General features: G+C 67.4%; 18 protein-coding genes and 1 other RNA gene. 15 read left to right on the forward strand and 4 right to left on the reverse strand.

Going from position 1 to position 23266, the window contains the following annotated elements:
- Positions 1–84 precede the first annotated feature (84 nt).
- The 7 genes from ftsX (at position 85) to D472_RS0111650 (ending at position 6393) form a co-directional block, all read left to right on the forward strand.
- Positions 85–996 carry a permease-like cell division protein FtsX gene (gene ftsX / locus D472_RS0111625; RefSeq protein ID WP_017604655.1) on the forward strand — a complete coding sequence of 304 codons (912 nt, stop codon included), beginning with the start codon at positions 85–87 and terminating at the stop codon, positions 994–996.
- 76 nt (positions 997–1072) lie between these two features.
- Positions 1073–1537 carry an SsrA-binding protein SmpB gene (gene smpB, locus D472_RS0111630; protein ID WP_017604656.1) on the forward strand — a complete coding sequence of 155 codons (465 nt, stop codon included), beginning with the start codon at positions 1073–1075 and terminating at the stop codon, positions 1535–1537.
- Positions 1538–1575: 38 nt separating this feature from the next.
- Positions 1576–3576 carry a penicillin-binding transpeptidase domain-containing protein gene (locus tag D472_RS25350; RefSeq protein ID WP_017604657.1) on the forward strand — a complete coding sequence of 667 codons (2001 nt, stop codon included), beginning with the start codon at positions 1576–1578 and terminating at the stop codon, positions 3574–3576.
- Positions 3577–3941: 365 nt separating this feature from the next.
- Positions 3942–4313: a transfer-messenger RNA gene (gene ssrA / locus D472_RS27590) on the forward strand.
- A gap of 282 nt (positions 4314–4595) precedes the next feature.
- Positions 4596–5336 carry a CPBP family intramembrane glutamic endopeptidase gene (locus D472_RS0111640; RefSeq protein ID WP_017604658.1) on the forward strand — a complete coding sequence of 247 codons (741 nt, stop codon included), beginning with the start codon at positions 4596–4598 and terminating at the stop codon, positions 5334–5336.
- Positions 5337–5347: 11 nt separating this feature from the next.
- The gene (locus tag D472_RS0111645; protein WP_017604659.1) at positions 5348–5680 is read left to right on the forward strand and encodes a PadR family transcriptional regulator; all 333 of its coding nucleotides are present in this window, start codon (positions 5348–5350) and stop codon (positions 5678–5680) included.
- On the forward strand, positions 5677–6393 hold the full coding sequence (locus D472_RS0111650) for a DUF2812 domain-containing protein (RefSeq protein ID WP_017604660.1): 717 nt from the start codon (positions 5677–5679) through the stop codon (positions 6391–6393). Before D472_RS0111645 ends, D472_RS0111650 begins: the two co-directional genes overlap by 4 nt.
- A gap of 18 nt (positions 6394–6411) precedes the next feature.
- On the opposite strand, the gene D472_RS0111655 is transcribed toward D472_RS0111650, so the two are convergent.
- The 3 genes from D472_RS0111655 to nagA all read right to left on the reverse strand — a co-directional run bounded on the left by D472_RS0111655 (position 6412) and on the right by nagA (position 8561).
- Positions 6412–6918, reverse strand: coding sequence for an SRPBCC family protein (locus D472_RS0111655; protein WP_017604661.1), 507 nt, complete (start codon positions 6916–6918; stop codon positions 6412–6414).
- A 98-nt stretch (positions 6919–7016) separates the two neighbouring features.
- Positions 7017–7325 (reverse strand): hypothetical protein, encoded by a 309-nt coding sequence (locus tag D472_RS0111660; RefSeq protein WP_017604662.1) that lies wholly within the window; start codon positions 7323–7325, stop codon positions 7017–7019.
- Positions 7326–7427: 102 nt separating this feature from the next.
- Complete coding sequence (gene nagA / locus D472_RS0111665) at positions 7428–8561, reverse strand: N-acetylglucosamine-6-phosphate deacetylase (RefSeq protein ID WP_017604663.1); 1134 nt, start codon at positions 8559–8561, stop codon at positions 7428–7430.
- 621 nt (positions 8562–9182) lie between these two features.
- On the opposite strand from nagA, the gene D472_RS0111670 reads away from it, so the two are divergent.
- The gene (locus D472_RS0111670) at positions 9183–9698 is read left to right on the forward strand and encodes an NADPH-dependent FMN reductase (RefSeq protein WP_017604664.1); all 516 of its coding nucleotides are present in this window, start codon (positions 9183–9185) and stop codon (positions 9696–9698) included.
- Between the two features lie 196 nt (positions 9699–9894).
- Here the strand turns inward: D472_RS0111670 and D472_RS0111675 are convergent, their stop codons facing one another.
- Positions 9895–10800: a hypothetical protein gene (locus D472_RS0111675; RefSeq protein WP_017604665.1), complete on the reverse strand. Its 906-nt coding sequence runs from the start codon at positions 10798–10800 to the stop codon at positions 9895–9897.
- Between the two features lie 187 nt (positions 10801–10987).
- On the opposite strand from D472_RS0111675, the gene D472_RS0111680 reads away from it, so the two are divergent.
- From D472_RS0111680 to D472_RS0111710, 7 genes are all read left to right on the forward strand, one after another.
- The gene (locus D472_RS0111680) at positions 10988–12895 is read left to right on the forward strand and encodes a hypothetical protein (protein ID WP_017604666.1); all 1908 of its coding nucleotides are present in this window, start codon (positions 10988–10990) and stop codon (positions 12893–12895) included.
- A complete protein-coding gene (locus tag D472_RS0111685) occupies positions 12895–14691 on the forward strand; it encodes a hypothetical protein (RefSeq protein WP_017604667.1) in 1797 nt (598 codons plus the stop codon). The genes D472_RS0111680 and D472_RS0111685 overlap by 1 nt, the downstream gene beginning before the upstream one ends.
- Positions 14692–14951: 260 nt before the next feature.
- A complete protein-coding gene (locus D472_RS28635) occupies positions 14952–15092 on the forward strand; it encodes a hypothetical protein (protein WP_017542507.1) in 141 nt (46 codons plus the stop codon).
- Between the two features lie 256 nt (positions 15093–15348).
- Positions 15349–16695, forward strand: coding sequence for a glycosyltransferase family 4 protein (locus D472_RS0111695; RefSeq protein ID WP_017604668.1), 1347 nt, complete (start codon positions 15349–15351; stop codon positions 16693–16695).
- Entirely contained in the window at positions 16692–21131 is a 4440-nt protein-coding gene (locus tag D472_RS0111700) for an alpha-(1->3)-arabinofuranosyltransferase (protein WP_017604669.1), read from the forward strand. Before D472_RS0111695 ends, D472_RS0111700 begins: the two co-directional genes overlap by 4 nt.
- A complete protein-coding gene (locus D472_RS0111705) occupies positions 21128–22186 on the forward strand; it encodes a DUF3068 domain-containing protein (protein ID WP_017604670.1) in 1059 nt (352 codons plus the stop codon). Before D472_RS0111700 ends, D472_RS0111705 begins: the two co-directional genes overlap by 4 nt.
- 10 nt (positions 22187–22196) lie before the next feature.
- On the forward strand, positions 22197–23045 hold the full coding sequence (locus D472_RS0111710; RefSeq protein ID WP_017604671.1) for an SOS response-associated peptidase: 849 nt from the start codon (positions 22197–22199) through the stop codon (positions 23043–23045).
- Positions 23046–23266 lie beyond the last annotated feature (221 nt).

Consider the following 23266-nt stretch of genomic DNA (forward strand, 5'->3'; position numbering starts at 1 on the left):
GTACTTTCGTCGCCACGTCTCGGCCGGCGCGACCGCGAGAGCACCGGCACGGTGAAGCCCCGAAGGATGGACCTTTAACAGATCATGCGAGCACAATTCGTTCTCTCCGAGACGTGGATCGGCCTGCGTCGCAACCTGACGATGACCATCGCCGTCATCACGACGGTGGCCATCTCTCTCGCCTTGTTCGGTGCCGGTCTGCTGGTCAACCAGCAGGTCTCCGAGATGCGCAATTACTGGGATCAGCGGATCACGCTGACCATCTACATGTGCAACGAGATCTCGCCGACCACGGCCTGCCAGGAGAACGGCGCCGCGACTCCGGAGGACCGCGCCGCCCTGGAGCAGCAGTTGGACTCGCTCGCCGAGGTCGACAGCTATCGTTACTTGACCGCCGCCGAGGCCTGGCAGGATTTCCAGGAGCGCATCGGTTCCTCCAACGAGGCGCTCGCCGAGGCGGCCCAGGAAGGTGACATCCCGGACAACTACCGGGTGCAGCTCACCGACCCGGACCACTACGACGCGGTGCGCGCGGCCGTGGACGGGGCCGACGGCGTCGACTCCGTCTCCAACGATCAGCGCGTGCTCGAACAGTTCTTCGGACTGTTGGACGGTCTCAAGTGGGCCGCCCTGATGGTCGCGCTCGTGCAGTTGGGCGCGGCCGCCCTGCTCATCGGAAACACCATCCGCCTGTCGGCCTACAGCCGCCGTCGAGAGACGGGCATCATGCGACTGGTCGGTGCGTCGAACTTCTACATCCAGCTGCCCTTCCTCCTTGAGGGCGCCATCGCCGGTTTCCTCGGTGGCGTGATCGCCTCCGGGTTCATCGTGGCCACCAGGTTCACGCTGCTCACCCAGATCGAGGACTGGTTCCAGTTCGACGTGGCCTTGGGCGCGGGTTCGTTGATGTACGTCATCGGTGTCTCGATGATCCTTGGTGTGCTTCTGTGCACCGTGACCTCGTTCCTCACCCTGCGCCGTTACCTGAAGGTCTGACGGCTCCACCGTCGAAAGGACGGGCGCGGGGCACCGGGGGGCGACTGGCCCCCCGGACGTACGAAGGGATAACTCCGTGGCCAAGGAAACCGGGCGCAAGCAGATCGCCCAGAACCGTCGGGCGCGGCACGACTACCACATCGACGAGACCTATGAGGCGGGCCTGGTCTTGACCGGAACCGAAGTCAAGTCGCTGCGTGAGGGGCGTGCCTCCCTCGTCGATGGCTTCGCGCACGTCCACGACAACGAGGTGTGGCTCGAAGGTGTGCACATCCCCGAGTACTCGCAGGGCACCTGGACCAACCACTCTGCTCGTAGATCACGTAAGCTACTCCTGCACCGCGAACAGATCTCCCGGCTCATCGGTAAGACCCGGGAGCCAGGGCGCACGCTGGTCCCGTTGTCCCTGTACTTCAGTGATGGTCGGGCCAAGGTCGAGATCGCCCTGGCGCGTGGTAAGCGTGAGTACGACAAGCGCCACGCCATCGCCGAGCGTGAGGCCAAGCGTGACATGGAGCGCGCGCTTCGCCGTCGGCGGTAGCAATTTTTCCGTTGAGGCGCCTGAAAGGAACACACAAGGTGTCCCCCCGTCCCCTCGGCCGCAGGATCGCGGCCGCCAGCAGCGGCCTGATCGTCGCCCTGACCCTCGCGGCGTGTACGACCCACCCCAGCCCGGAGGTGGCCGTCAGGTCCTTCCTGCTCTCCTGGCAGGACGGGAACCACGCCGAGGCCGCCCGCTTCACCAACGGTGATCCGGCACAGGTCGAGGCGGCGCTCACGGACGTACACGAACAACTCGACCTGGCCTCGCTCCGGTTCGACCTGGGGCCCATCTCCCATGAGGGTGACCGGGCCACCGCCGAGTTCGAGGTCAACGCCGACCTGGGCATCGGGGACCCGATGTGGAGCTACACCGGGCGAATGCCGCTCACGAACGGGCCCGAAGGCTGGCGGATCGACTGGTCGCTCAGTGTCATCCATCCCGATCTCGATGAGGGCGAACGACTCGCCGTCAGTTACGAGATCGAGGAACGCGGGCAGATCCTCGACCGGGAGGGCGAGCCCCTGGTCTCGGCGGACAGCGTTACGGCCTTCGGTGTGCTGCCCGCGGAGATGGACGACAAGGACGCCGGCGTCACCGAACTCGCCGAACTCCTCGATGAGGACCCCGACCCGCTGCTCAACCGGGTTCGTTCCGCTCCGCCCGAGCAGTTCCAGCCACTCGTGCTGATGCGTGAGGACAGTGTGGACTCCGCTCTGCTTCGTGAGGCGGGCAAGATCTCCGGGGTACGGACCGAAGAGGTCGAGATCAACCTTTCACCACGGGTGGCGCCCTTTCTCCTGGGTGATGTCGCGGGGACCGCCGAGCACCGGGTCTCCTCCCGGGTTCCCGGTGCCTACCAGGCCGGTGACACCGTTGGTCTGAGCGGATTGCAGAACATCTTCCAGAACGAACTCGCCGGGACCGCCACCACCCAGGTGGTCACCCTCGGGGAGAACGGTGAGCAGAACGCGGTCCTGGAGTCCTGGGAAGGCGTTCGCAGCGGCGGCATCGAAACCACCCTGGACTACGGTGTGCAGAGCGCCGCCGAAAGCGCCTTGGAGAACCTGCCCGGTGACGGTTACCTCGTGGCCGTCGACACCGGTAGCGGTGAGGTACTGGCCGCCGCCAACGCCTCCGGCCGGGCCTCCGACGACGGGGCCTTCACCGGGAGCTACAGTCCGGGTGGTGCCTTCACCCCTGTCTCCGCCTTGGCCGCTCTGGAAACCGGAGCCGTCGCCCCTGGTAGCCCCATGCCCTGCGGTTACCAGTCCGACATCGGCGACCGGACCTTCACCAACCCCAGCGGTGGTTTTCTCGCCGGGGAGCCTGACCTGACCCGCAACCTGGCCTTCCTGTGCAACGTCGGTTTCGTCGACGTCGCCTCCGAGGTCGGCGCGGACGGAATCACCGACTCCGCCGCCCGTCTGGGACTGGGAGTGGATTGGCAGTTGGCTCTGCCCGCGTCCTCCGGCGCCATCGAGATCGGTGATCAGGAGAGCGACGTCGCCGCCGCCATGGTCGGCGAGCACGGGGTCCAGGTGAGCCCGCTCGTCATGGCGATGGCCACCGCCGCGATCGCCGACGGTACTTGGCGCGGCCCCACCCTCGTTCGTGAGGACGACTCGGCCACGGACGATTCCGAGGAAATCGACGCCGCGCACCTCGAGGTGATCCGAGAGGGAATGCGTGAAGCCGTCGTCAACCGGTTCCCCGAGGTCGGCGTCGGTGAGGAACCGGTGTACGGTCAGGCCGCCCGGACCGAACAGGGCGAGACCGCCTTGCACTGGTTCATCGGCTACCAGGACGGTGTCGCCTTCGCCGTGCTGGCCGAGATCGACCCGGAGATGAACATGTGGCAGCAGTACGCCGTCACCGCGGCTGCGAGCTTCCTCAACGGTATGGCGGTCGGTAGCGTCCCAGAAGGCCAACAGCCGCCCATGGCGGAGGCGACCGAACCGTCCTTTGACACCGATTCACTCGCCGACACCGAGCCGTTGGGCGACGTGGCCGCCGAGACCGATCTCGACGGGAACTGATCGGACGGGAACACAGCCGTCGCCGAAGCAACCTTGGGCGACCTCGGTGGCGTCTTACCTGGTGACCGGGTTCGCGAATCAGGGGGTAAGCGACCGGTCCAGAAGGGCAGGACCTCGTCTCGGGGGAGGCCCTGCCGGTTCCAAAGGTCGGCCCGACCCTGCCGACCGCCCCCGTGAGCCGCGTCGACCACCTCTTGAGTCCGCCTCACGGGGGTTTCCCCTGCGGAGAAGAAATCTCGGCCGGCGGGAATCAGCTTGGTCCCCACACCGTTGAACGGGTAGAGTGACGAACGCGCGAGCGGTTCGCCACTCGCCTGTCGGTCATCAGGATCCACACGAGTTCCGATGGCTTTGACAACTGCACAGGGGGTGATCGGTTTCGACTTCGGTAGTCGTGCCAGGGGAAGCGGGTCGAGGGTTGCGTTTGTGACCTCGTAAATCCTGCATTCGCATAAATTCAAGTGCCAATTCTAAGCGCACTGAGTTCGCTCTCGCTGCCTAAGCGATTGTGACTCTGTCGGTCCGGGCTCGTCATCGGCTCGGGATCCGGCACCATTCAGATGACTCACCGCTCAGATCAGGCCACGGGGCCTGAGTGGGACATTCACGTGGCTGGGCCCGTCAGCGATGTGTCTGTGCAAGCGCTGGGGCCGAGTAGAACGGTACCGCAGACTGCACCCGGAGAAGCCCTGGTTCGGTGCTGAAGGACGCGGGTTCGATTCCCGCCACCTCCACTCCTCTCCGAAACGACCCGGCGCGCGAGCGCGGGGTCGTTTCGTTTTTCCCTTCAAGGCCCTCGAACCACGCTGTGGCGTGGTTCGAGGGCCTTTCGCCTGTGCAGAGGCGCCGGCCGATGGGAGCGTCGCCCAAGGGCCGGATCAGCACCTCGACGCCATCGGTGATCGCGCAAGGGCGTCGATCCACACCTGGACGAGAGTGGTGCGGCTATATAGGTTGCGATCCTAACTAGATTGCTTTACCTTCTAGGTAGCCAAGTCGAACCGAACGAGGAGACACAGATGCCCCCCGAGCTCCCGGCTCCGACCTTCACCGGACCGGCCCTGATGCTGGTGACCGCGATCGTCCTCTACCTACTGGTGGTCGAACCCTTCTGGGGCCGGCGCATGTTCGAGGGATTCAAACGCGAGCGCGACACCGACCCGAACACCTACGTGCGCTTCTTCGGGCTCGGGATGGCGGTCTCCTGGGGGCTGACCGGCCTGACGGCGCTCGCGGTTCTTCTCTCGCCCGGTGTGCGATGGGCCCACCTCGGCCTGGACTCGGACGTCGACTGGGGGACCGTCTCCGGAATGCTCGTCGGGTTCACGGGCGCGGCCGTGGTGGTCGCCCTGCTCGCGCGTCGCAAGAAGACGCCGCCGGCCTCGGAGCTGGTCTCCATGCTGCCGCGCACCACCAGGGAGCGCTGGTGCGCGGTGGGCGCCTCGGTCACCGCCGGAGTGTGCGAGGAGATCGTCTTCCGGGGCCTGCTGATCGCCGTCGGTGTCTCCTTCGGGCTGCCCCTGTACGCGGCCGCCGGGTCGGCGCTGGCCATCTTCACCTTCGCGCACCTGTACCAGGGCAAGAAGAACATGTTGTTCGTCGCCCTGCTCGGCTTCGCCTTGACCTACCTGTACCTGCGCACCGGCAGTCTGCTCATGCCGATCATCGTGCACATCCTGGTCGACCTGCGTGCCCTGCTGCTCACACCCGCCCCCAAGAGCGAGACCAAGGCGCCACAGCGCCTCACCCACACCGCCTGAAGGAGAGACGGATGGATCGACGATCGAGCTGGCTGAAGGGGGTCCTCGACCTCCTGGTGCTGGCCGGACTGACCGAGGGTGAGAGCTACGGCTACGCCCTGGCCGCCCGACTGGACGAGGCCGGGTTCGGCCGGATCAAGGGCGGCACCCTCTATCCGGTGCTCAACCGGCTGGAGGAGGCCGGGCTGGTCGCCGCGGAGTTCCGCGCGGCGGAGAAGGGCCCGGGACGGCGCTACTACCACCTGACCGACCAGGGGCATGAGGTCCTCGCCGAACAGGGCGCCGCCTGGCTGACATTCGATGAATCCGTGCGAGAGGTACTGAGAAAGGGCGGGGTCCGATGAGCTACCTCGACGAGTTGGCGACACTGTTGCGGGAACGCGGTCTGTCCGAGGAACGTGTCCGAAGCACCAGCGACGACCTGGCCGCCTTCCTGGCCGAGGGTGACCTCGACCCGGAGGAGGAGTTCGGTCCCCTCACCGAGTTCGCCGACGACCTGATGGGGGAGCGGGGAATGGAACCCGACCCGGAGAGCTTGGTCTGGTCGGCCGACTCCTTCGTGGCTCCTGGGCGTCTCAACGAGATGGGCGCCCAGGGCTGGGAGGTCGACTACGTGGACTGGCGCGGCCGCTTCGTCAGCCGTCGGGGTGAGGAACCACAAGTCTGGGAGTATCGCCAGGAGATCGCTCCGGGGCGTCGTGAGCGGGAGCGCTTGCTGGCCCGGCTGGCCCCGGAGGGCTGGGAGCTCTGCGGCCACTACTCCACCCTCGCCTACTTCAAGCGCTCCAGGGCCGCGCTGGTGGGACCGGCCGCCGAGCTGGACGAGCGTCCCGAGCCCACCGCCAAGCGTTTCTTTTGGAGTGGCCGTGGTCTGACGGTGGTCGCACTGTGTGTGGTGGTCCTGGCGACCTCCCTGTACACCCTGGGCGGCATGTTGTGGGAGGGCGATGGCTCAGACCGGGTGGCCACCCTGTTGGGAGCCGGGGTCGGTGCGCTCTTCGGACTGGGCGCGTTCCTGGGCGTGTTCTGGTCGATCGCCCGGTTCCGCAACCGCTGACCCGAGGTAGGCCGGGCTTCAGCGGACCTCGGTGAGCGGACCGAAGTGGGCACGGGTGTCCTTGATCAGGGAGGCCAGCATGCTCTCGGTGAGAGGTCGTCCCAGCTGCATGGCGCTGTCCAGACCCTGCCACGGGGTGAAGGCGAACGACCACACGAGCTTGCTTCCCCCGGCGAAGGGCAGTACGTGGTAGTCCTCGGCGAACGAACCGAACAGCGGCAGGGTGCCCTCGGTGGCGTGAAAGGACTTGCGGCGCTCGTTCTCGTCCCAGCGAAAAAAGTACTCGCGCACGCGGTAGGCCCCCAGAACCCGTGCCTCTCGGGTGGTGCCCACGCCGTAGGGGGCGTCGGAGGTGTAGTGCACGTCGCCCAAGGCCCGGCACCAGGACAGGGGGCGAGGCGAGGTGAGCCCGGCCCAGACCTCATCCGGTTCGGCGGCCAGTTCCAATCCGACCCGCCAGCGCATGGGAGCGGTGTCGAAGTAGCTCTCGTCGACGGGGTCGAGTTCGTAGCGGAAAGCGCTCACGGGTCATCCTCTTCGTCCGGGGACATCGAAGCTACCAACTCCCCGGCCGATCCCGAGGGGGCGGAACCCAAGGCTCCGCCCCCTCGGGATCGGCTGCGCTACTCTTCGGTCGCTCCCACTAGCCAGGCGACCTTGTGAGCCGTGAGTGAGACGCTTCCGCTGTTGCCCAGGTGTACCCCGAACGAGGCCAGGAACGCGTAGTCGTGCTCACGACGTTCACAGATCACGTCCTCGATGGCGTGGTGAGAGGCCGGGTTGCTCACTCGTAGGCACAATCCCGGCTCTTCCACCACCTCGGCCCGGACTTCGTACCGGGAGAGTTCACCGGCGAGCTTGCCGAGGTGTCCGTGTGCCTCGGAGGGCACCTGGGTCGGCTGCCGGCCGTTCGCCTGTCTCGACTGGGCCATGGCGGATCCTTTCGTGACGAGCAGGGTGCATACCTCTATGCCCTCATCAAGATTGTTACCCAGAGGCAAGTTACTAATACGTATCGTTCCATCGACACGCCGTCACACCTCCCACGTGCCCCTGTACATCACCTTCGAGACCGAAAGATCCTCATTGAGTACCAAGAGGTCGGCGTGGCCTCCGACCTCGATCCGACCGGCCTCGGACAGCCCCAAGGCCGCGGCCGGCACCGAGGAGGCCGAACGTAGGGCCTCCTCCACCGGAATCCCCATCGCGACCGCGTTGCGCACTGCCTGGGGTAGCACGATCGTGCTAGAGGCGATCGCCCCCGTCTCCACCACGTGCGCCCGCCCTTCGCGCACCCGCACACGCAACTCTCCCAGCGTGTACTCACCGTCGCCCAGGCCGGTCGCCGACATCGCGTCGGTGACCAGCGACACCCGACCCGGGCCGGCCGCCTCGAACACCAGTCCGGCGGCGCCCGGATGGACGTGCACGTTGTCCAGGATCAACTCCACGGTGACCCGTTCGTCGCCCAGCAGCGCCGCGATCGGGCCCGGGTCGCGGTGGTTGAGCGGCCGCATCGCATTGTAGATGTGGGTCGCCACCGTGGCACCCGCGTCCACCGCGGCCAAGGTCTGCTCGTAGGTCGCCTCGGTGTGGCCCACCGCGGCGACCACGCCGGAGGAGACCGCCGCGCGGATCAACTCCAAGGCTCCAGGCAACTCCGGGGCGACCGTGATCATGCGGATGTGTCCACGCCCTGCCTTCAACCAGGCGTCGAACTCCCAGATGTCGGGTTCACGCAGTAGGGCGGGATCGTGCGCACCGCACTTCGACTCGGCGATGAAGGGGCCCTCCAGGTAGATCCCGGACAACTCGCCCTCTTCGCATAGTTCGGCCAACACCGACACCTGGCGGAGCGTGTCCTGCGGAGAGGCCGCGACCAGGCCCGCCAGCAGTGAGGTCACGCCCGCACGGCGATTGAACGCCACGATCTCGCGTGCCTCCTCGGGATCCGCGTCGGGGAAGGAGCGCCCGGCGCCGCCGTGGATGTGGGTGTCGACCAGCCCGGGCACGATCAGCCGACCACCGACGTCGTGGCGTTCTCCCGGGCCGGGATCACCGGTGCCGAGTTCGCTCACCCGGCCGCCATGGACACGGATCCATCCTTCATGGAGACCGTCGGCCGTCATCACGCGTGCCTTGGTGAGGGTCAGGGGTGTGTGGTCCATGGGTGGGGCTCTCCTCGCGTGTGAGGCCACCGCGCCTTCGGGCGGTGGACGCTGTGTGTCGTAAATTACATACGTCTGACCGGGCCGCTCGGAAGGGGGTGTGCGCGCCCCCTCCGGGTCACGTATTCCCAGGGAATACAGGGTGATCCCGTTCCTTGGGATGACTGTCCGCGAGGTGGACCGGACCACGCGGACCCCGGCGCCCCCATAGGAGGGGCGGCGGCACGCATTGACGATACCGACGGCGCGATCCATGATGGAGACATGTCCGCCGGTGAGCTGCTTGTCCAGCGCCTGCACGTCGATCTCCGACAGCAGGCGAGCGCGCTCTGTTGTAGCTAGCGCCTTCGCGGGGCCGTGCCCCGCGTCACGGGTGTGCCCCGTGCCCCTACGCAGACACCGGACGCTCGGCTCCCCACCTCAGGGCCCCGGACCTCACGGTTCGAGTGAGCACTTCGTGTGGATCGCGCGAGATACCGACGTCGGACGATGAGGTCCCGCGCCGCGCGCGTACCCGCACCGAACACGGCTCTTCGCCGGTGTCGCACGTTCTCGATCACCGACCCCCGCGTTCCTTCCGGTCGATCCCGGCTCGCTCAGACCGAACCAGGAGTTCTCCGCATGACTCGCTTCACCGTGCTCGTCGCCGCTCCCCAGTCCCACTCCTACGTGCATACCGCCGCCCTGCGTGCCGCCTCCGAGGTGTCCGCCCGGGTGGGTGTGAGTGCCCGACCCGACGTCATCGACCTGGCCGAGCTCGGCCCGGACCTGCTCACCGACTCCGCGCCCTCGGTCATCGACGCGCTGGAGCGGGTCGGCGCGAGTGACGTGCTGCTGGTCGCCTCGCCCCAGGTACACGGCACCTACACCGGGCTGCTCAAGGTCTTCCTGGACCGATTGCCCGAACTGGGACTGGGCCATACCGTCGCCGTCCCGCTGGCCGTGGTGGAAGACCTGCGCAACAGCCACGGCATCGAGGAGGACCTGCGCATCCTCCTGGCCGACCTGGGTGCCTGGGTCGCCGAGCCCGGCCTGATCCTGTCCTCCGGTGAGGCAGGAGAACCCGAGAACGTCGTTCGGGCCTGGGCCGACGTGGCCGCGCCTGGTTTGCACCAGGCCGTCTCCGTCTCCGTCTAGGGAGTGTTTTTTAGAAGGCTTCCGGATCGGTGAGCGGCCTGGTGGGCGCGAGCCCGGAACGATCCGAGAACACGACCTACTGAGTTTTTCGTTGGTTCTGCGCGGGTGAGGGGCTTGGTCGTACGAGCATCACGAACATGCCCCTCACAACCGGGTCCCCTGCCCTCACGCGACTTCGAGGCCTCGCTCATCCGGGTCATTCGATGCGGGCGGGTTCGCCGCGCAACCGACTGGTGTCCGCCTCGGCCTGGGCCACGTTGCCGCGTACCAGTACCACCACGACCAGGGTCAGGGCGAAGCCGCACACGCGCAGCGTCATCGTGAGCGGGTCCTCGGGCAGGCTCTCTCCGAACAGCAGGGTGCCCGTCACCACGGTGAACACGTTGCCGACCACGTTGGCGACCGGTGCGGTGATGGAAACGCGGGAGCGCTGGAGGGAGGTCTGGAAGAGCACGATGCCCACCGCCCAGCCCAGCGCGTACAAGTACGGGTAGGGGGACAGCAGGGCGGGCCCGATCGCCGCCCAGAGCCCGTGGTCGGCCAAAAGCCCGCCCAACCCTTTGCCCTGGAGTCCGGCACTGCCCTGCGCGAGTCCGGCGGCGGCACCCATCGCTGCGGCGGAGACGTACTTGCCGCGCCCACCCACGAAACCCATCACGCCCACGCAGGCCACGATGGTGACCACGCTGACCATCACCAGAACAGGGGTATCGGCCGTGGTCCCAGTCTCGGCACCGTCCACCGTGGATAGGCTCAACAAGCCCAACGCCACCGGCATCAGGCCGAGCGCCACGTATTCGCCCCGGGTGATGCGATCACCCCGTACCAGGGTGATGACCAGCAACATCGTGGCCACACCGGCGGCGAAGGTCGGCTGGACCACCGACACCGGGGCCAGGCCCAGGGAGACGATCAGTCCCACGCTGCCCAGCGCGGCGAACACGCAGCCGAAGACCCATCGCGGGTTACCCAGCAGTACCCTGGCGAGGTGCAGGGGGCGGTTGATCGAGATCGATTCGGAGCCGTGCAGCGCGCGCTGCTCCACGGTCAGTCCGATCGTGTAGACCACCGCTGAGAACAACGCGACCAGCAGTCCGACCACGAGGAGGGGCCTTTCGGCTCGGTGCTCCGAGACCCCATGGGGCCCGAAAGTTGACGGCTTCCATATAACCAGTTCTAGTCTGGTATGGCGAGCGTGTTCCTTCTGGCTTCCTCAGCAGGGGAGATAATGCTCGTCTGTCGAACAGGAACCTGTAACTACCGCAAGGCGCCGCCGCGAGAGATGGGGCATGGTGCAGGACCCGGGCAAGGACGCCACCCCCCAGGACGAGGACGTTTCGGACACAGCCGCCGCCCCTGAGGATGAGAAAGCCGAAGAGGACCGGAAGGTCCGTTCAGACGGCTCGCAGGGGCGCTCCTGGCGAGAGCGCCTTTCCGCTTGGGCGAGTCGTGAGTACTGGCGCGAGCTCTCTTGGCGGGATCTTCCTGGTCTCGGCTCCACGGCGACGGCCTGGCACCTGCGCGGTCTGTGGCAGCGCGGTGAATCACGCTTCGAACCCGGTCCCCTCGGTCTCCTCGGTGTCATGCTCGCGGCCATGGCGATCACGATGCTCCTCCTGCAGACCGGGTCGGGAGGCGTCGGTGGTGACGGTGCGGGCCGAGCCGATGAACCGGTCTCCATCCCCGACCCTCCGGAAGGGGAGTTGCGAATCATGCCGTTGGGCGGAGCCGCCACCCAGGGCAGCGATGGGGACCACACCTGGCGCTACCACCTGTGGTCCCACCTGACGGAACAGGAGGTCGAGTTCGATTTCGTCGGACCTCACGACGACCTCTATTCGTTGGAGGAAGAGGACTTCGGGAACCACGACTACGCCGCTCCCGACTTCGACACCGACCACGCCGCCCGCTGGGGCAGCACGGCCCAGGACCTGGCCGACGAGGCCGCCCGGACCGCCGCCGAACACGAGCCCCACTACCTGCTTCTGCTCGCCGGTACCGAGGACATCATCGCCGGAGAAGGCGCCGATCACGCCCTCGAAGGCATCGCCGAGATCGTCTCCACGGTCAGGGTGGTGATCGGCGACGCCCGTTTCGTGGTCGGAGAACTGCCCGAGGTGGACGGCACGAGCGACGATGGTCGGGTCAACAGCGAGATCGAGCTGTTCAACATGGGGTTGGTGGACCTGGCCGAACAGCTCACCTCCAGCGATTCTCCGATGGTGGTCGCCCAGACCGCCCAAGACTACGCCCCCGCCTACGACAACTGGGACGCCACCCACCCCAACGTGCGAGGCGAACTCAAGATCGCGGCGGCCTTCGCCGACGCGCTCGCCGAACCGTTGGGGGTGGGCGACGCCTTTCCCCGGCCCCTTCCCGAGTTCTCCACGGGACCGTTGACCGCACCCGAACCCGAGTACGAGGAGACGGAGGGCGGCCTACGGCTCAGCTGGCCGGCGGTCCCCGGCGCCACCGACTACCGGGTGGTGCAACGTCGCATCGATCCCGACCCGGACGATCCGTTCGTGTTGCCGATGGACGTGGAGAGCGACGACGACCGGCGTTCGGTCACCATCGAGTCACTGCTCAGCGGGGCCGGCTACGAGTTCGTCGTGCGCCCCTACAAGGGCAAGGACGAGGGTGTGGAGTCCGATCCCCTGAAACTGGTGTGGGACGACGATCCGCCGCCGGGTCCGAGCGGGGTGCGGGTTCGTGACGGTGGGGACCTGGTCGTTTGGGACGAGGTCGAGGAGGCCGGCCACTACGAAGTGTGGGTTCGCCGGTTGGAGTGCGCCCCGACCGACCATTTCCAACGTCCCCGGGATGTGGACAGGAGCCCTCGGGACACGGATACGAGCACCAGTGACACCTCCGACGCCGACGGGGGAGGGGAAGGCCCGCGCCCCACTCCCTCGGAGCCACCACGCCCCCCTCGTCCCGAGCCCGAACCCACTCCCACGCCGGCGCCCTCGACGCCGCCGCCGGCCCCGGCCCCGGATCCCGAACCCGGCGCGTCCTGCTCGCCCCGCGATGACCGTGGGCCCGGGGACGGCGAGGACTGGCACTCGCTCGGCCCCGTCGAGGGAGACCCCCGATGGCGGGTCACCGTTTCGGGACCCTACGAGGTCGTGATCCGCTCCTACCGTGACTACGTGAAGGGTGGCTACTCCACCGCCGTCGTCTTGGACGGTCACTGATGGGCGTGGTCGTTCGCCTGCTTCCGTGGGTGTTGGGGCTTTTGATCGCGTTGATGGCGTTGGGTCCGGCCTTGGGGCCCGGTTACGTGCTCCGGTACGACATGGTCTTCGTGCCCGGCCTGTCCCTGACCACGGTGGTGGCCGGTGCGGACGGTTTCCCTCGCGCCATCCCCAGCGACGCGGTGGTCGCCGCTCTGTCCATGTTCTTGCCGGGCGACGTGGTCCAGAGTCTGTTCCTGACCGCCGTGTTCGTCCTGGGTGCGGCGGGGGCCTTCCGGTTGGCCGTCGGGTTGCTTCACGGTACGGGTCCGGTACCCGTGGTCGCTCTGGCCGGCGGTGCGGTCGCCGGCTTGGCCTACACGTGGAACCCGTTCGTGGCCGAGCGTCTGTTGTTGGGCCAGTGGGCGGCCCTGTTGGGGTATGCCGGACTTCCCTGGGTTCTGGCGGCCGTGGTGCGTTTGGCCTTTCTGCCCGCGTCTCGAGGCCTGGCCGGGCTGGTGGGTGCCTTGGCGCCCGCCGCGGTGGGCGGGTTCTCATCGGTGGTGCTCAGCGCTCTGATCGCCGGCCCTCGGGCACTGCGCCGATGGCGAGACGCCGGCCTGGTGCTCCTTGCGTTGGCCCTGGTCTCACTACCGTGGCTGCTGCCCTCGCTCACGGGCGGGGCCGAAACCGACCCGGCCGGCGTGGAGGCCTTCGCGGCCCGAGCCGACACTCCCTTCGGCACGGTGGGTTCGTTGTTGTTGCTGGGAGGTGTGTGGAACTCGGGTGCGGTGCCGCCAGGGTACGGCGAGCCGGTCACCGCCGCAGCTCGGTCGCTGGTGGTGGCAGTGGCGTTGCTGGGATGGGTGTGGTGGTCGTGGCGAACGCGCCACGCGGTGGCCGTGGGGTTGTCGGTGTCGGCGGGGTTGGGGCTCTCGATCGCCCTGCTGGGTACGTTCGCTCCGGGCGTGCTGGTGTCGCTCATCGACCTGTGGCCTGGATTCGGTCCTTTGCGGGACGGGCAGCTGTACGTGGCTCCATTCGCTCTGCTCCAAGCCCTGGGGCTGAGCGCGGCCGTCCTGTGGTCGCTCGGGGTGCTTCGTGGCACTGAATGGGCGCCTTCTGGGGAGATCCCCGGTCTGGGACGGATAGTGACGGCGGTGTTCTTGGGGCTGGCGCCGGTGATGGTGTTACCGGGGCTGCTGTGGGGTGCGGGTGGCAGGTTGGAGCCCGTGGAGTATCCATCGGCCTGGCAGGAGGCGCAGGCCGTGGTCTCCGCCGACGAGCGACCGGGTGCGGTCCTGGTGTTGCCTTGGAGCGCTTACCGAGGATTGGAGTGGTCCGGGGAGACGGTGGTGACGCTGGACCCGGCGACCAAGCTGTTCGACCGACGCACGCTTTGGAACGATGACCTGCGGATCGGCACACCTGATGGTGGGGCCGTATCGGTGACCGGTGAGGACACGCGGGCGCGTGAGGTGGCCGCGCTGCTCGAACCCGCTCCGAAGACCGGTCTGCCCACGGTCGATCCCGGAGAGTCACCGGAGGTTCTGGGATCACTGGGCGTGCGATACGTGGTCGTTTCGGCGCCGGTCGAGGGCGAACCCCTGTTCACCGCGGATGGCCTGTCCGTGCTGGTCGAAGGACGGGACATGCTCTTGGTCGAGGTCGCGGACCGGTACGTGGACGCCGAACCCGAGGGCGGACACGGACTCGTGGTGCTCGCAAGCGTGATCACTCTCGGGACGTTCCTTTGGTCCCTGATCATCGTTGCCCGCATCGGGTCCTCATCGATGGGGCACAGCGGAATGCGATGAAGAGCGAAAGTTCGCTATGTCGATATCTGTAACCGGTTCTGGTCCGCGCTCCCGGTATGGCCTCACCAGCGGGCCTGGTTTCTTGGTCGGGCCATGACCAGCGCATAAATGCTCATAAAGACGACATTGTGGGGTTGGAAGTTACCTGCGGGTTAGTTACAGTTGGGGCAATCATCTGGTCTGTAGCTAGATCAGGTTCTAGTCTCGGTTCCCAGCGTCCCTGCCCAAAGTGGGACCGGGGCGTGCGGAAGGAGATCCCAGTGATCAAGGTAATCGCCGCCTGCGTGATCGGCGCGGCTCTGGCGGGAGGTGCCACCGTGGTGGCCACCAACCTCGCCACCGAGTCGACCGCGACCGCGGAACCGGTGAACGAAACCCTCTACAACTACGGCGACCGCTAGGTCATCGAGTTACCGAGGTCCGGCGGGCGCCTCGCAGCCGGCGGGGCGCCCTACGCCCTCAGATCTCGGTGGCGGTGCCCCAGAGTCGTCACCATCCCCTCGCGGTCCCACACGGCCGCCCCACCCCAATGACGTCCGGTTCATGGGCCTGTTCGGCGTGCGCTCAGCGCTTACCCCGAACGATCGCACGAGGCGATCGCCTGCATTCGGAGCGTGAGAAAAGGCTTCGGTCGGACAGCGCGCGGAAGGAGAGCGTGTGGTCTTCCAGAAGGTTCCCCACCGGGTGGAGCCCGGACACGCCACGGTCACCACGACCCCGGCCGCCATCCCCGTCCCAGCATTGGCGGAGGTCGAAGAGTCCGCGACATCGGAGCCCGGTGCGGCCCACCGCGCACCCGAACCCACACCACCCGTCGATCTCGGGCCCCGTCTCGACGGGGTCCGGCTCGTCATGATCAACTGGCGCGACCCCTGGCAGTCCACGGCCGGTGGCGCCGAGGAATACGCCTGGCGGATCAGCCGCCATCTGGCCGAACGTGGCGCCATCGTCACTTTTTTGACCAGCAGGGAAGCACACCAGGCCCGGGTCGAGACCAAGGATGGGATCGTCATCCGTCGGATGGGCGGAAAGTTCACCGTCTACCCGCGCGTCATGGCCTGGCTCGCCCTATGGCGACGTGAGTACCACCTGGCCTTCGATTGCATGAACGGCATCCCTTTCCTGTCCCGGTTGGTCCTGCGTCGGCGCACCAAGGTCGTCAGTATCGTGCATCACGTCCACGACCTACAGTTCAATGCCTACTTCCCGGCTCCGGTGGCCTGGTTCGGGCGGTTCATGGAGTCCACCGTGGCCTCCTGGGTCTACCGCCGATGCACCACCGTCACCGTTTCGGAGTCCTCCCGGGCCGCCATGCGCTCCAAACTCGGCTGGCGTGCGCCCATCGAGATCATCCACAACGGAGGCCCCGCCCTGGAGCCCCTCCCGCCCGCACCCGCGACGGACACGGCGCCCGCCCTGGTCAGCCTCGGTCGTCTGGTGGTGCAAAAGCGTGTGTCCCGTGTGGTCGACCTGGCCCGTAGCCTGGCCGACGACCACCCAGGGCTGCGGGTGCACATCATCGGGCGCGGGCCCGAAGGTGAACACCTCGCCGACCAGATCGAACGTGACGGGCTTCAGGGCAGCGTCGACCTGCACGGGTTCCTGTCCGAGCAGGACAAGAACGACGTGCTGTCCTCCGCCCACCTGCACGTCACCGCTTCCGAGTTCGAGGGATGGGGTCTGACGGTCATCGAGGCCGCACGCCTTGGAGTACCCACCGTGGCCTACGATGTGGACGGACTACGCGATTCGGTCCGCGATGGAGAAACCGGTTGGCTCGTCCATGAAGACGAATCCTTGAAGGACGTCGTTTCCCGGGCCCTGAAGGAACTGTCCGACCCCCGACGAGCCGAGGAGGTCCGCCAAGCCTGCCGTGCCTGGGCCTCCCAGTTCACTTGGGAAGCCGGCGGCGCGCGGATGGCCCACCTCGTCGCCGCGGAACTCGGCATCGACTCCCCCAACGGCACCCCTGACCCGGCAGCAGGCAAGAAAGCGAAGATGTGACTTCGGCGGAATCCACCGCCAGGCGCGAACCGGAGGATTCCACGGCACCGGCCGCCATCGGCGGAATGGACGAGAGGCTGCTGGCGCGCCTCAAGGTCCTCGCGGTGTGTGTGTTTCTGGGCGTGCTGGCGGCGAGCATCGACCCCGGTCGGATCGTCAGCGACACCAAGATCGACCTGACGATCAACCCCTTGGGGTTCATGGAGCGCGCCCTGCATCTGTGGGACGCCTCCTACTTCGGGCAGCTCCAGAACCAGGCCTATGGGTACTTCTTCCCCAATGGCCCCTTCCACTTGCTGTTCGAGGTACTCGGGATGCCCGAGTGGCTCATCCAGCGACTGTGGATGGCGGTACTGCTCATCGCCGCCTTCCTCGGCGTCTACAAGGTCGCCGAGGCCTTGGGGTTGGGTACGGTCAACACCCGCGTCATCGCTGGGATCGCCTACGCCCTGGCGCCCCGGGTGCTCACGTTGCTGTCGTACAACTCGGCCGAACTGCAGCCCATGCTGCTCATGCCGTGGATCCTGCTGCCGCTCATCCTGGGCGCCAAACGCGGATATCCGCCGGCGCGCATGGCCCTGCTGTCGGGGTTGGCCTTTTTGATGTGCGGCGGTACCAACGCGGCCTCCGAACTGGCCGTACTGGTGGTTCCGGGACTATATCTGCTCACCCGGGCCAACGGACCGCGTAAGTGGCGGCTCATCCTGTGGTGGTCTCTGGCTCTGCTGCTGGCCTCTTTCTGGTACATCGTTCCGCTGCTCATCATGTCGCGGTACGTGTACTCGTTCATGCCCTACACCGAGGACGCCGCCGTCACCACCGGCATCACCTCGCTGTTCAACGCGCTACGAGGCACCTCCAACTGGATGGGCTTCCTACCCGACATGGGTAACACCGCCCTGCCCTCGGGCGCGGAACTCTCCCTCACCCCTTGGCTGGTGGCGGTCACCGCCCTGGTCGCCGGGCTCGGTCTGGCCGGGTTGATCAACCGACGCACCCCCGAACGCCTCTTCCTCATCAGCAGCCTCCTGGTGGGGACCGCCATCGTGGTCGCGGGCTTCACCGGGGCTCTCACCGGGCCTTTCGCCCCGTTCATGCGGGAGATGTTCGATGGTGCCCTGGCTCCCTTCCGCAATGTCCACAAGTTCGATGCGCTCATTCGGTTGCCCATCGTCCTGGGCTTGGCCCACCTGCCCGTGGTGGTCGCCAGGGACTGGTCCGACCGCAGGGGTGGCGCCGTCGCCGACGGGGTCAGGCGCGCCGTCGCGGGGGCCACGGCCATGGTCTTCCTGATCACCCTCGTCCCCATCGCCACCGTCGGCATCGCCCCCAAGGGCGGTTTCGAGGAGATCCCCGAGCACTGGTACGAAGCGGTCGAATGGCTGGAGGAACGCTCCGACGAACGCGGTATGACCATGGCTCTGCCCGGTTCCGCACGTGGTGAGTACGAGTGGGGGCGCCCTCTCGACGAACCCATGCAACCACTGCTCTCCGGGGCTTGGACCAACCATCAGATCATCCCGTGGGGCTCCTCGGGTATCTCCCGCATCACCCACGAGATCGACCAACGGGTCTCTTCCGGACGTGGCTCCGAGGGGTTGGCCGATACCTTCGCCAGGCTGGGTGTCACCCACCTCATCGTTCGCAACGACCTTCAACGGGTGGGTAACAATGGTGGCTGGCCGGCCCGCACCCACCAGGCGCTGCGGAATTCGCCGGGCATCTCCGAGGCCGCCGAGTTCGGTCCGTTCGTCGGTTCCCTGGACCACCACTCCGCCTCCCAGTGGTTCGACCAGCCCTACCGCTCCCTGACCATCTACGAGGTGGACGAGGCCGCGCCCACCGTCGGCACCGTCCCCTCGGCGGACACCTTGCGCGTCACCGGCGGACCCGAGTCGGTCCTGCACTTGGCCGAACAGGGCATGGTCACCGATGATCGTCCGATCCTGTTGGGCGACGACCCCGGTGCCGCCGAGATCGCCGCCGAGGACACGATCGTCACGGACACCGTACGCCGCCGTGAAGTGGTCTACTCCGACGTGCGACGCAACGTCTCGGCCACCATGACCGAGGACCAGGAGTACGAGCGCGACGTCCCCGCCCCGGACATCATGGACCCCGCGTGGGAGGCGTACGTCTCCCACGCACGCGACCTCGGTATCGCGGGTGTGACCGCGTCCACCTCGGAAGCCGGCGTGGAGGCTCGCCCCGGCGACCGGGACCCGGGCCACGCGCCGCACGCCGCGTTCGACGACGACCTGGGCACCGCGTGGCGTTCCAGTGCCTTCGCCGGTGCACTGGGCCAGTGGATCGAGGTGGAGTTCACCGAGCCACGCGACCTCGACGGCCTGAGCGTGGCCTTCGAACAACTGCCCGGAGAGCCTCCGCCCTCACGGGTCACCCTGATCACCGACAACGGGCAGGCCGAGGCGGCCATCGCCGAGACCGACGAACCCCAGGAGCTCAACGCACCACCGGGGCAGACCTCCACGCTGCGGGTACGCGTCGACGAACTCGCCTGGGAACCGGAGTACCGCTTCGGTACCCGGGTGGGGATCTCCTCGATCTCCGTTCCCGGACTGGACCCCGCCCGAACCCTGGACGTTCCGGGCCCGACGGACACCGGCACGTTGCTGTTCACCGGCTCCACCGGCACCGCCCCCGGGTGCATGGAGGGCTCGCACGTGTGGGTGTGCAACCCGGACCTGGAGGTCAGTGGTGAGGATTCCAGCAGACTGGACCGCACCTTCCAGCTGTCCGCCGAGTCGGCCGCCTCTCCGCACCAGATCTCTGGTGAGGTGGTCCTCACCGACCCCCGGGAGGCGGAGAACGCCGCCAACCGGGCGAGCGGCTTCCCGCGCGTGACCGGCTCCTCTACCGCGGTTCAGCATCCCGCCGCGATGGGGCGCGGAGCGCTCGACGACGACGAGAGCACGGTCTGGTACCCGGACCCGGAGGAGAAGGCTCCCTGGCTGGACGTCGAACTGGACTCACCGACCACCCTGGACCACATGGAGGTCGAGTTCCCCCGAGCCGACAGCGTGATGCGTCCGATCAAAGTCACCATCGAGGGTGATGACACGGTCCGCCAGGGGTGGCTGGACGGCAGCGGTCGTGTCGACTTCGCCGAACTCACCGCCTCTTCCTTGAGGATCACCTTCGAACGCCCCGAGGGGCAGGCCTTGGAGATCGGCACCATCGACCTGCCCGGTGTCGCCCCGGTCGACCCATCGCCCGAGGGCGACGCCTCCACCACCTGTGGCCTGGGTCCGACCCTGCGGGTCAACGACCGCAGGGTGGAGACCCGGATCAGCGAGGGTACCCTCGCCGACCAGATCACCGGGCGGCCGTTGCGGTACGAGACCTGCACCGACCTCGAACTCGGTGAGGGGGAGAACCGGGTGACGGTGGATCCGGGCAACCGCTACCAGGTCCGATCCGCACTGGTGGAGTCGGCCGACCTGGTCGACACCGCTCCCCCCGAGGTACGGATGGCCGAGGTCGACACCCTGCACTCGTGGGGAGTGAGCGAGCGCAGATTCGACGTGTCCGTCGACGAGGACAGCCTGCTCGTGGTCAACGAGAACTTCAACGAGGGTTGGCAGGCCCGGGTCGAAGGTGTCGATGGCCCCCTGGAACCGGTCCGGTTGGAGGGTTGGAAACAGGCATGGGCGCTCCCGGAGGGCACCGCGGGTACCGTCACGCTCACCTACGCGCCCGACGCCGTCTATCACCGGGTCCTGGCCATGGGTGGTGCGTTGGCCGCGCTGCTGGTGGTCCTCGCGCTGTGGCCACGCCGACTGCTGCCCGGCGGCGGTCGCATGACCACCGAACCGCCGCGTGGGGCGCGTGCCCTGCCCGAGTCCGGCTCCGGTTGGTTGCCGCGCTGGGTGGTCTTGCCGCTCGGCTTGGCCTATGGCGTGTGGATCGCCGGCTGGGCCGGCGCCGCGATGGTGGGCCTGATCCTGCTGGCTATCTGGTGGCTGGCCCGCCAGGCACCCAAACGGTTGCGTCACGCCAAGCCCGGTCGGCCCTCCATGGGCGGACGATTGCTGCCCCACCTGGCCGGCCCGTGGGTCGTCACGGTGTCGTTGGCCTTGGCCGGACTGGCCACGGCGGTCGGCACACATCTGGCCGTGCACATGCCCTTCCACGACATCACCGAGACCTTGGGCACCGCGTTGCGCGGTTGGGTGCCCCAGGTGCTCTGTCTGCCCGCGATGGCCCGCCTGGTGTTGGCCCTGGGGCAGCGCGGTGAGGAGCATGGACCGGGGGCCGGCACGGACACCGCAGAGAACATCGTGTCGGTGCCGGCGCGGACCGTCGTACGGGACGGCCCGGCCCAGGGGCACGATCGACCCGACGACGCGGGCCCCGGTTCCGACGACACCGGGGCGATGGCCGATGTTCCCGGTGTCGAGGAGGTCCGCGGATGAGCGTGTTCACTCAGGTGGGTCGGGTACCCGAACGCCTGCCGAGCCCGTCGCCGCCCCGGCAAGGCAGCGCGCTGCCCAAGGGCACCCTCTTGGTGGCCCTTGGCGCGTTCCTGCTGACGTCGGCGCTGTTGCTGCCGTTGTACGTGCACGACCGGGTCGCCCTCATGCCGGGGGAGGTGTCCCACCACCTGAGGATGGAGGCCCCCGGCGCGGGTTTCCTGGACACCGCCACCTGGACCTACCAAGAAAACGTCGAACTAGAGCGGACCACCCGGATCAGGGGGAGTTCGCACGGGGCGGATTGGTCGGCCTGGGAGATGACGGTGGACACCAGCGTCTTTGACCACGTCATCGACCATTGGAGCCGCCGCGTCATCGTCGATCGCGAGACCGGGCGCGCGGTCAACTGTTGTGGTGAGCACGTCAACGGAGACCGTGCGGTACGTCAGGCCGGACTGGTTCTACAGTGGCCCGCCGGAGCCCCCGAGGCAGACCACTCCTTCTACGACGCCGAGGTGCGCGCCGCACCCGCGGTCGTCTTCGAGGAGGATGACCAGATCGGTGGGTTGTCGGTGCGCCGCTACACCCAAGAAGTGGTTTCCACCCAGGTCCCCGAATCGTCTCGCGACGTGCCCTCGGCCCTGTTCACCTCCGGGGCCGAGGGAACGGTCTCCGCCAACCGCTGGCTGACCTTCGAACGGACCTTCTGGGTCGAGCCGATCACCGGCCGACTCGTCCACATGACCGAGGATCGCTCCGAGACCCTGCGTCCGCAGAACGGATCCGGTGAGGTGACCTTGCTCGAGGGCGAGTTCGCCCTGGCCGAGAACCAGACCTCCTCCCTGGCCGAACAGGCTCGGGTCCAGGCACTACTGCTACGCGGCCTGGACGTGTGGGCCCCTTGGACACTCGGCCCACTCGGCGTGGTGGCGATCCTGGCCGGGCTGTCGCAGGCATGGCGCTCCCGCGACGAGGACCAGGTGGTCCACAATTCCAGACCCGTCCGGGAAAGGCCCTCCTCACCGAAGAGCGCTGGGCGGGCGCCCGAGGCATAGAATCCGACACATGTGCGGTCGTTATGCCCAGTCCAGAAACGTGCACCGGCTCCAGCTCGCCTTCGGTCTGCCCGAACAAGCGGTGGAAGGGGCCGACCCGCGATCCTGGCCACCCCTGGAAGAACTCGACCCCGACTACAACATCTCACCGGGGCGGCCGGTCCAAGCCGTCTTCGGCCCGCCACCGCTGGGTAGCGATGGTGGGAAAGCGGGACCGCGTTCCTTGCACACCCTGCGTTGGGGTCTGATCCCCTCCTGGGCCAAGGACCGCAACATCGGCTATCGGATGATCAACGCACGTGGGGAGACCGTCGCGGACAAGCCCGCGTTCAGATCGGCCTTCCGACACCGTCGCTGTCTGCTCCCGGCCGACGCCTACTACGAGTGGCAGCTGCTGAACAAGGACGGAACGGCCGAGGCGAGCACCTCTCCCGCGACCGATCCCCAACACAAAAAGCGCAAGGCCAAGGCCGCCAAGAAACCCTTCTCCATTCACTACGAGACAGACGAGCCGCTCGCCTTGGCCGGGATCTTCGAGCGTTGGCGCGATCCCGAGGTCGACGAGAACGACCCGGCCGCCTGGGTCTGGTCGTGCGCGGTGATCACCACCGAGGCCGCGCCCGAACTGGCGCACATCCACGAACGCATGCCGATCGTCGTACCCACGGACGCGTGGGCGTCCTGGCTCGACCCGGCCTCGGGAACCGAGGAGCTGTTCCACCTGATGAACCGCACCCCGGCGGACCGCTTCGTCGTCGACGAGGTCTCCACGGACGTCAACAGCATCAAGAACAACCGTGCCGACCTGCTGGAGCCCGTCTCGTCCGCCGGTGGCGACGCATCGGACACACTTTTCTGACCCCGGAGATGGTGGACAGGCCAGGGCGTGGCCTGTGTATGGTGTGCGAGGCCACGGGGAGAGGGTCTTCCCCGGCCGGGGCGCGATGATCGAGGCGTCCCCACGCACATTCGACGTGCGCACACGTGAATAAACAACGCGGGAGCTCGCGCCATGGCGGGCTGAGAGGGCGACTCATCGGTGTCGCCGACCGCAGAACCTGTTCGGGTAATTCCGACGTA

Origin of the sequence: Nocardiopsis alkaliphila YIM 80379 (assembly GCF_000341005.1) — a bacterium.
GTDB classification, from domain to species: domain Bacteria; phylum Actinomycetota; class Actinomycetes; order Streptosporangiales; family Streptosporangiaceae; genus Nocardiopsis; species Nocardiopsis alkaliphila.

What these genes read in the sequence shown, in the direction of transcription:
- ftsX (WP_017604655.1), top strand. Translation starts at nt 85, where the DNA reads ATGCGAGCACAATTCGTTCTCTCCGAGACGTGGATCGGCCTGCGTCGC.
- D472_RS0111640 (WP_017604658.1), top strand. Translation starts at nt 4,596, where the DNA reads ATGCCCCCCGAGCTCCCGGCTCCGACCTTCACCGGACCGGCCCTGATG.
- D472_RS0111645 (WP_017604659.1), top strand. Translation starts at nt 5,348, where the DNA reads ATGGATCGACGATCGAGCTGGCTGAAGGGGGTCCTCGACCTCCTGGTG.
- D472_RS0111650 (WP_017604660.1), top strand. Translation starts at nt 5,677, where the DNA reads ATGAGCTACCTCGACGAGTTGGCGACACTGTTGCGGGAACGCGGTCTG.
- D472_RS0111660 (WP_017604662.1), bottom strand. Translation starts at nt 7,325, where the DNA reads ATGGCCCAGTCGAGACAGGCGAACGGCCGGCAGCCGACCCAGGTGCCC.
- nagA (WP_017604663.1), bottom strand. Translation starts at nt 8,561, where the DNA reads ATGGACCACACACCCCTGACCCTCACCAAGGCACGCGTGATGACGGCC.
- D472_RS0111670 (WP_017604664.1), top strand. Translation starts at nt 9,183, where the DNA reads ATGACTCGCTTCACCGTGCTCGTCGCCGCTCCCCAGTCCCACTCCTAC.
- D472_RS0111680 (WP_017604666.1), top strand. Translation starts at nt 10,988, where the DNA reads ATGGTGCAGGACCCGGGCAAGGACGCCACCCCCCAGGACGAGGACGTT.
- D472_RS0111685 (WP_017604667.1), top strand. Translation starts at nt 12,895, where the DNA reads ATGGGCGTGGTCGTTCGCCTGCTTCCGTGGGTGTTGGGGCTTTTGATC.
- D472_RS0111705 (WP_017604670.1), top strand. Translation starts at nt 21,128, where the DNA reads ATGAGCGTGTTCACTCAGGTGGGTCGGGTACCCGAACGCCTGCCGAGC.
- D472_RS0111710 (WP_017604671.1), top strand. Translation starts at nt 22,197, where the DNA reads ATGTGCGGTCGTTATGCCCAGTCCAGAAACGTGCACCGGCTCCAGCTC.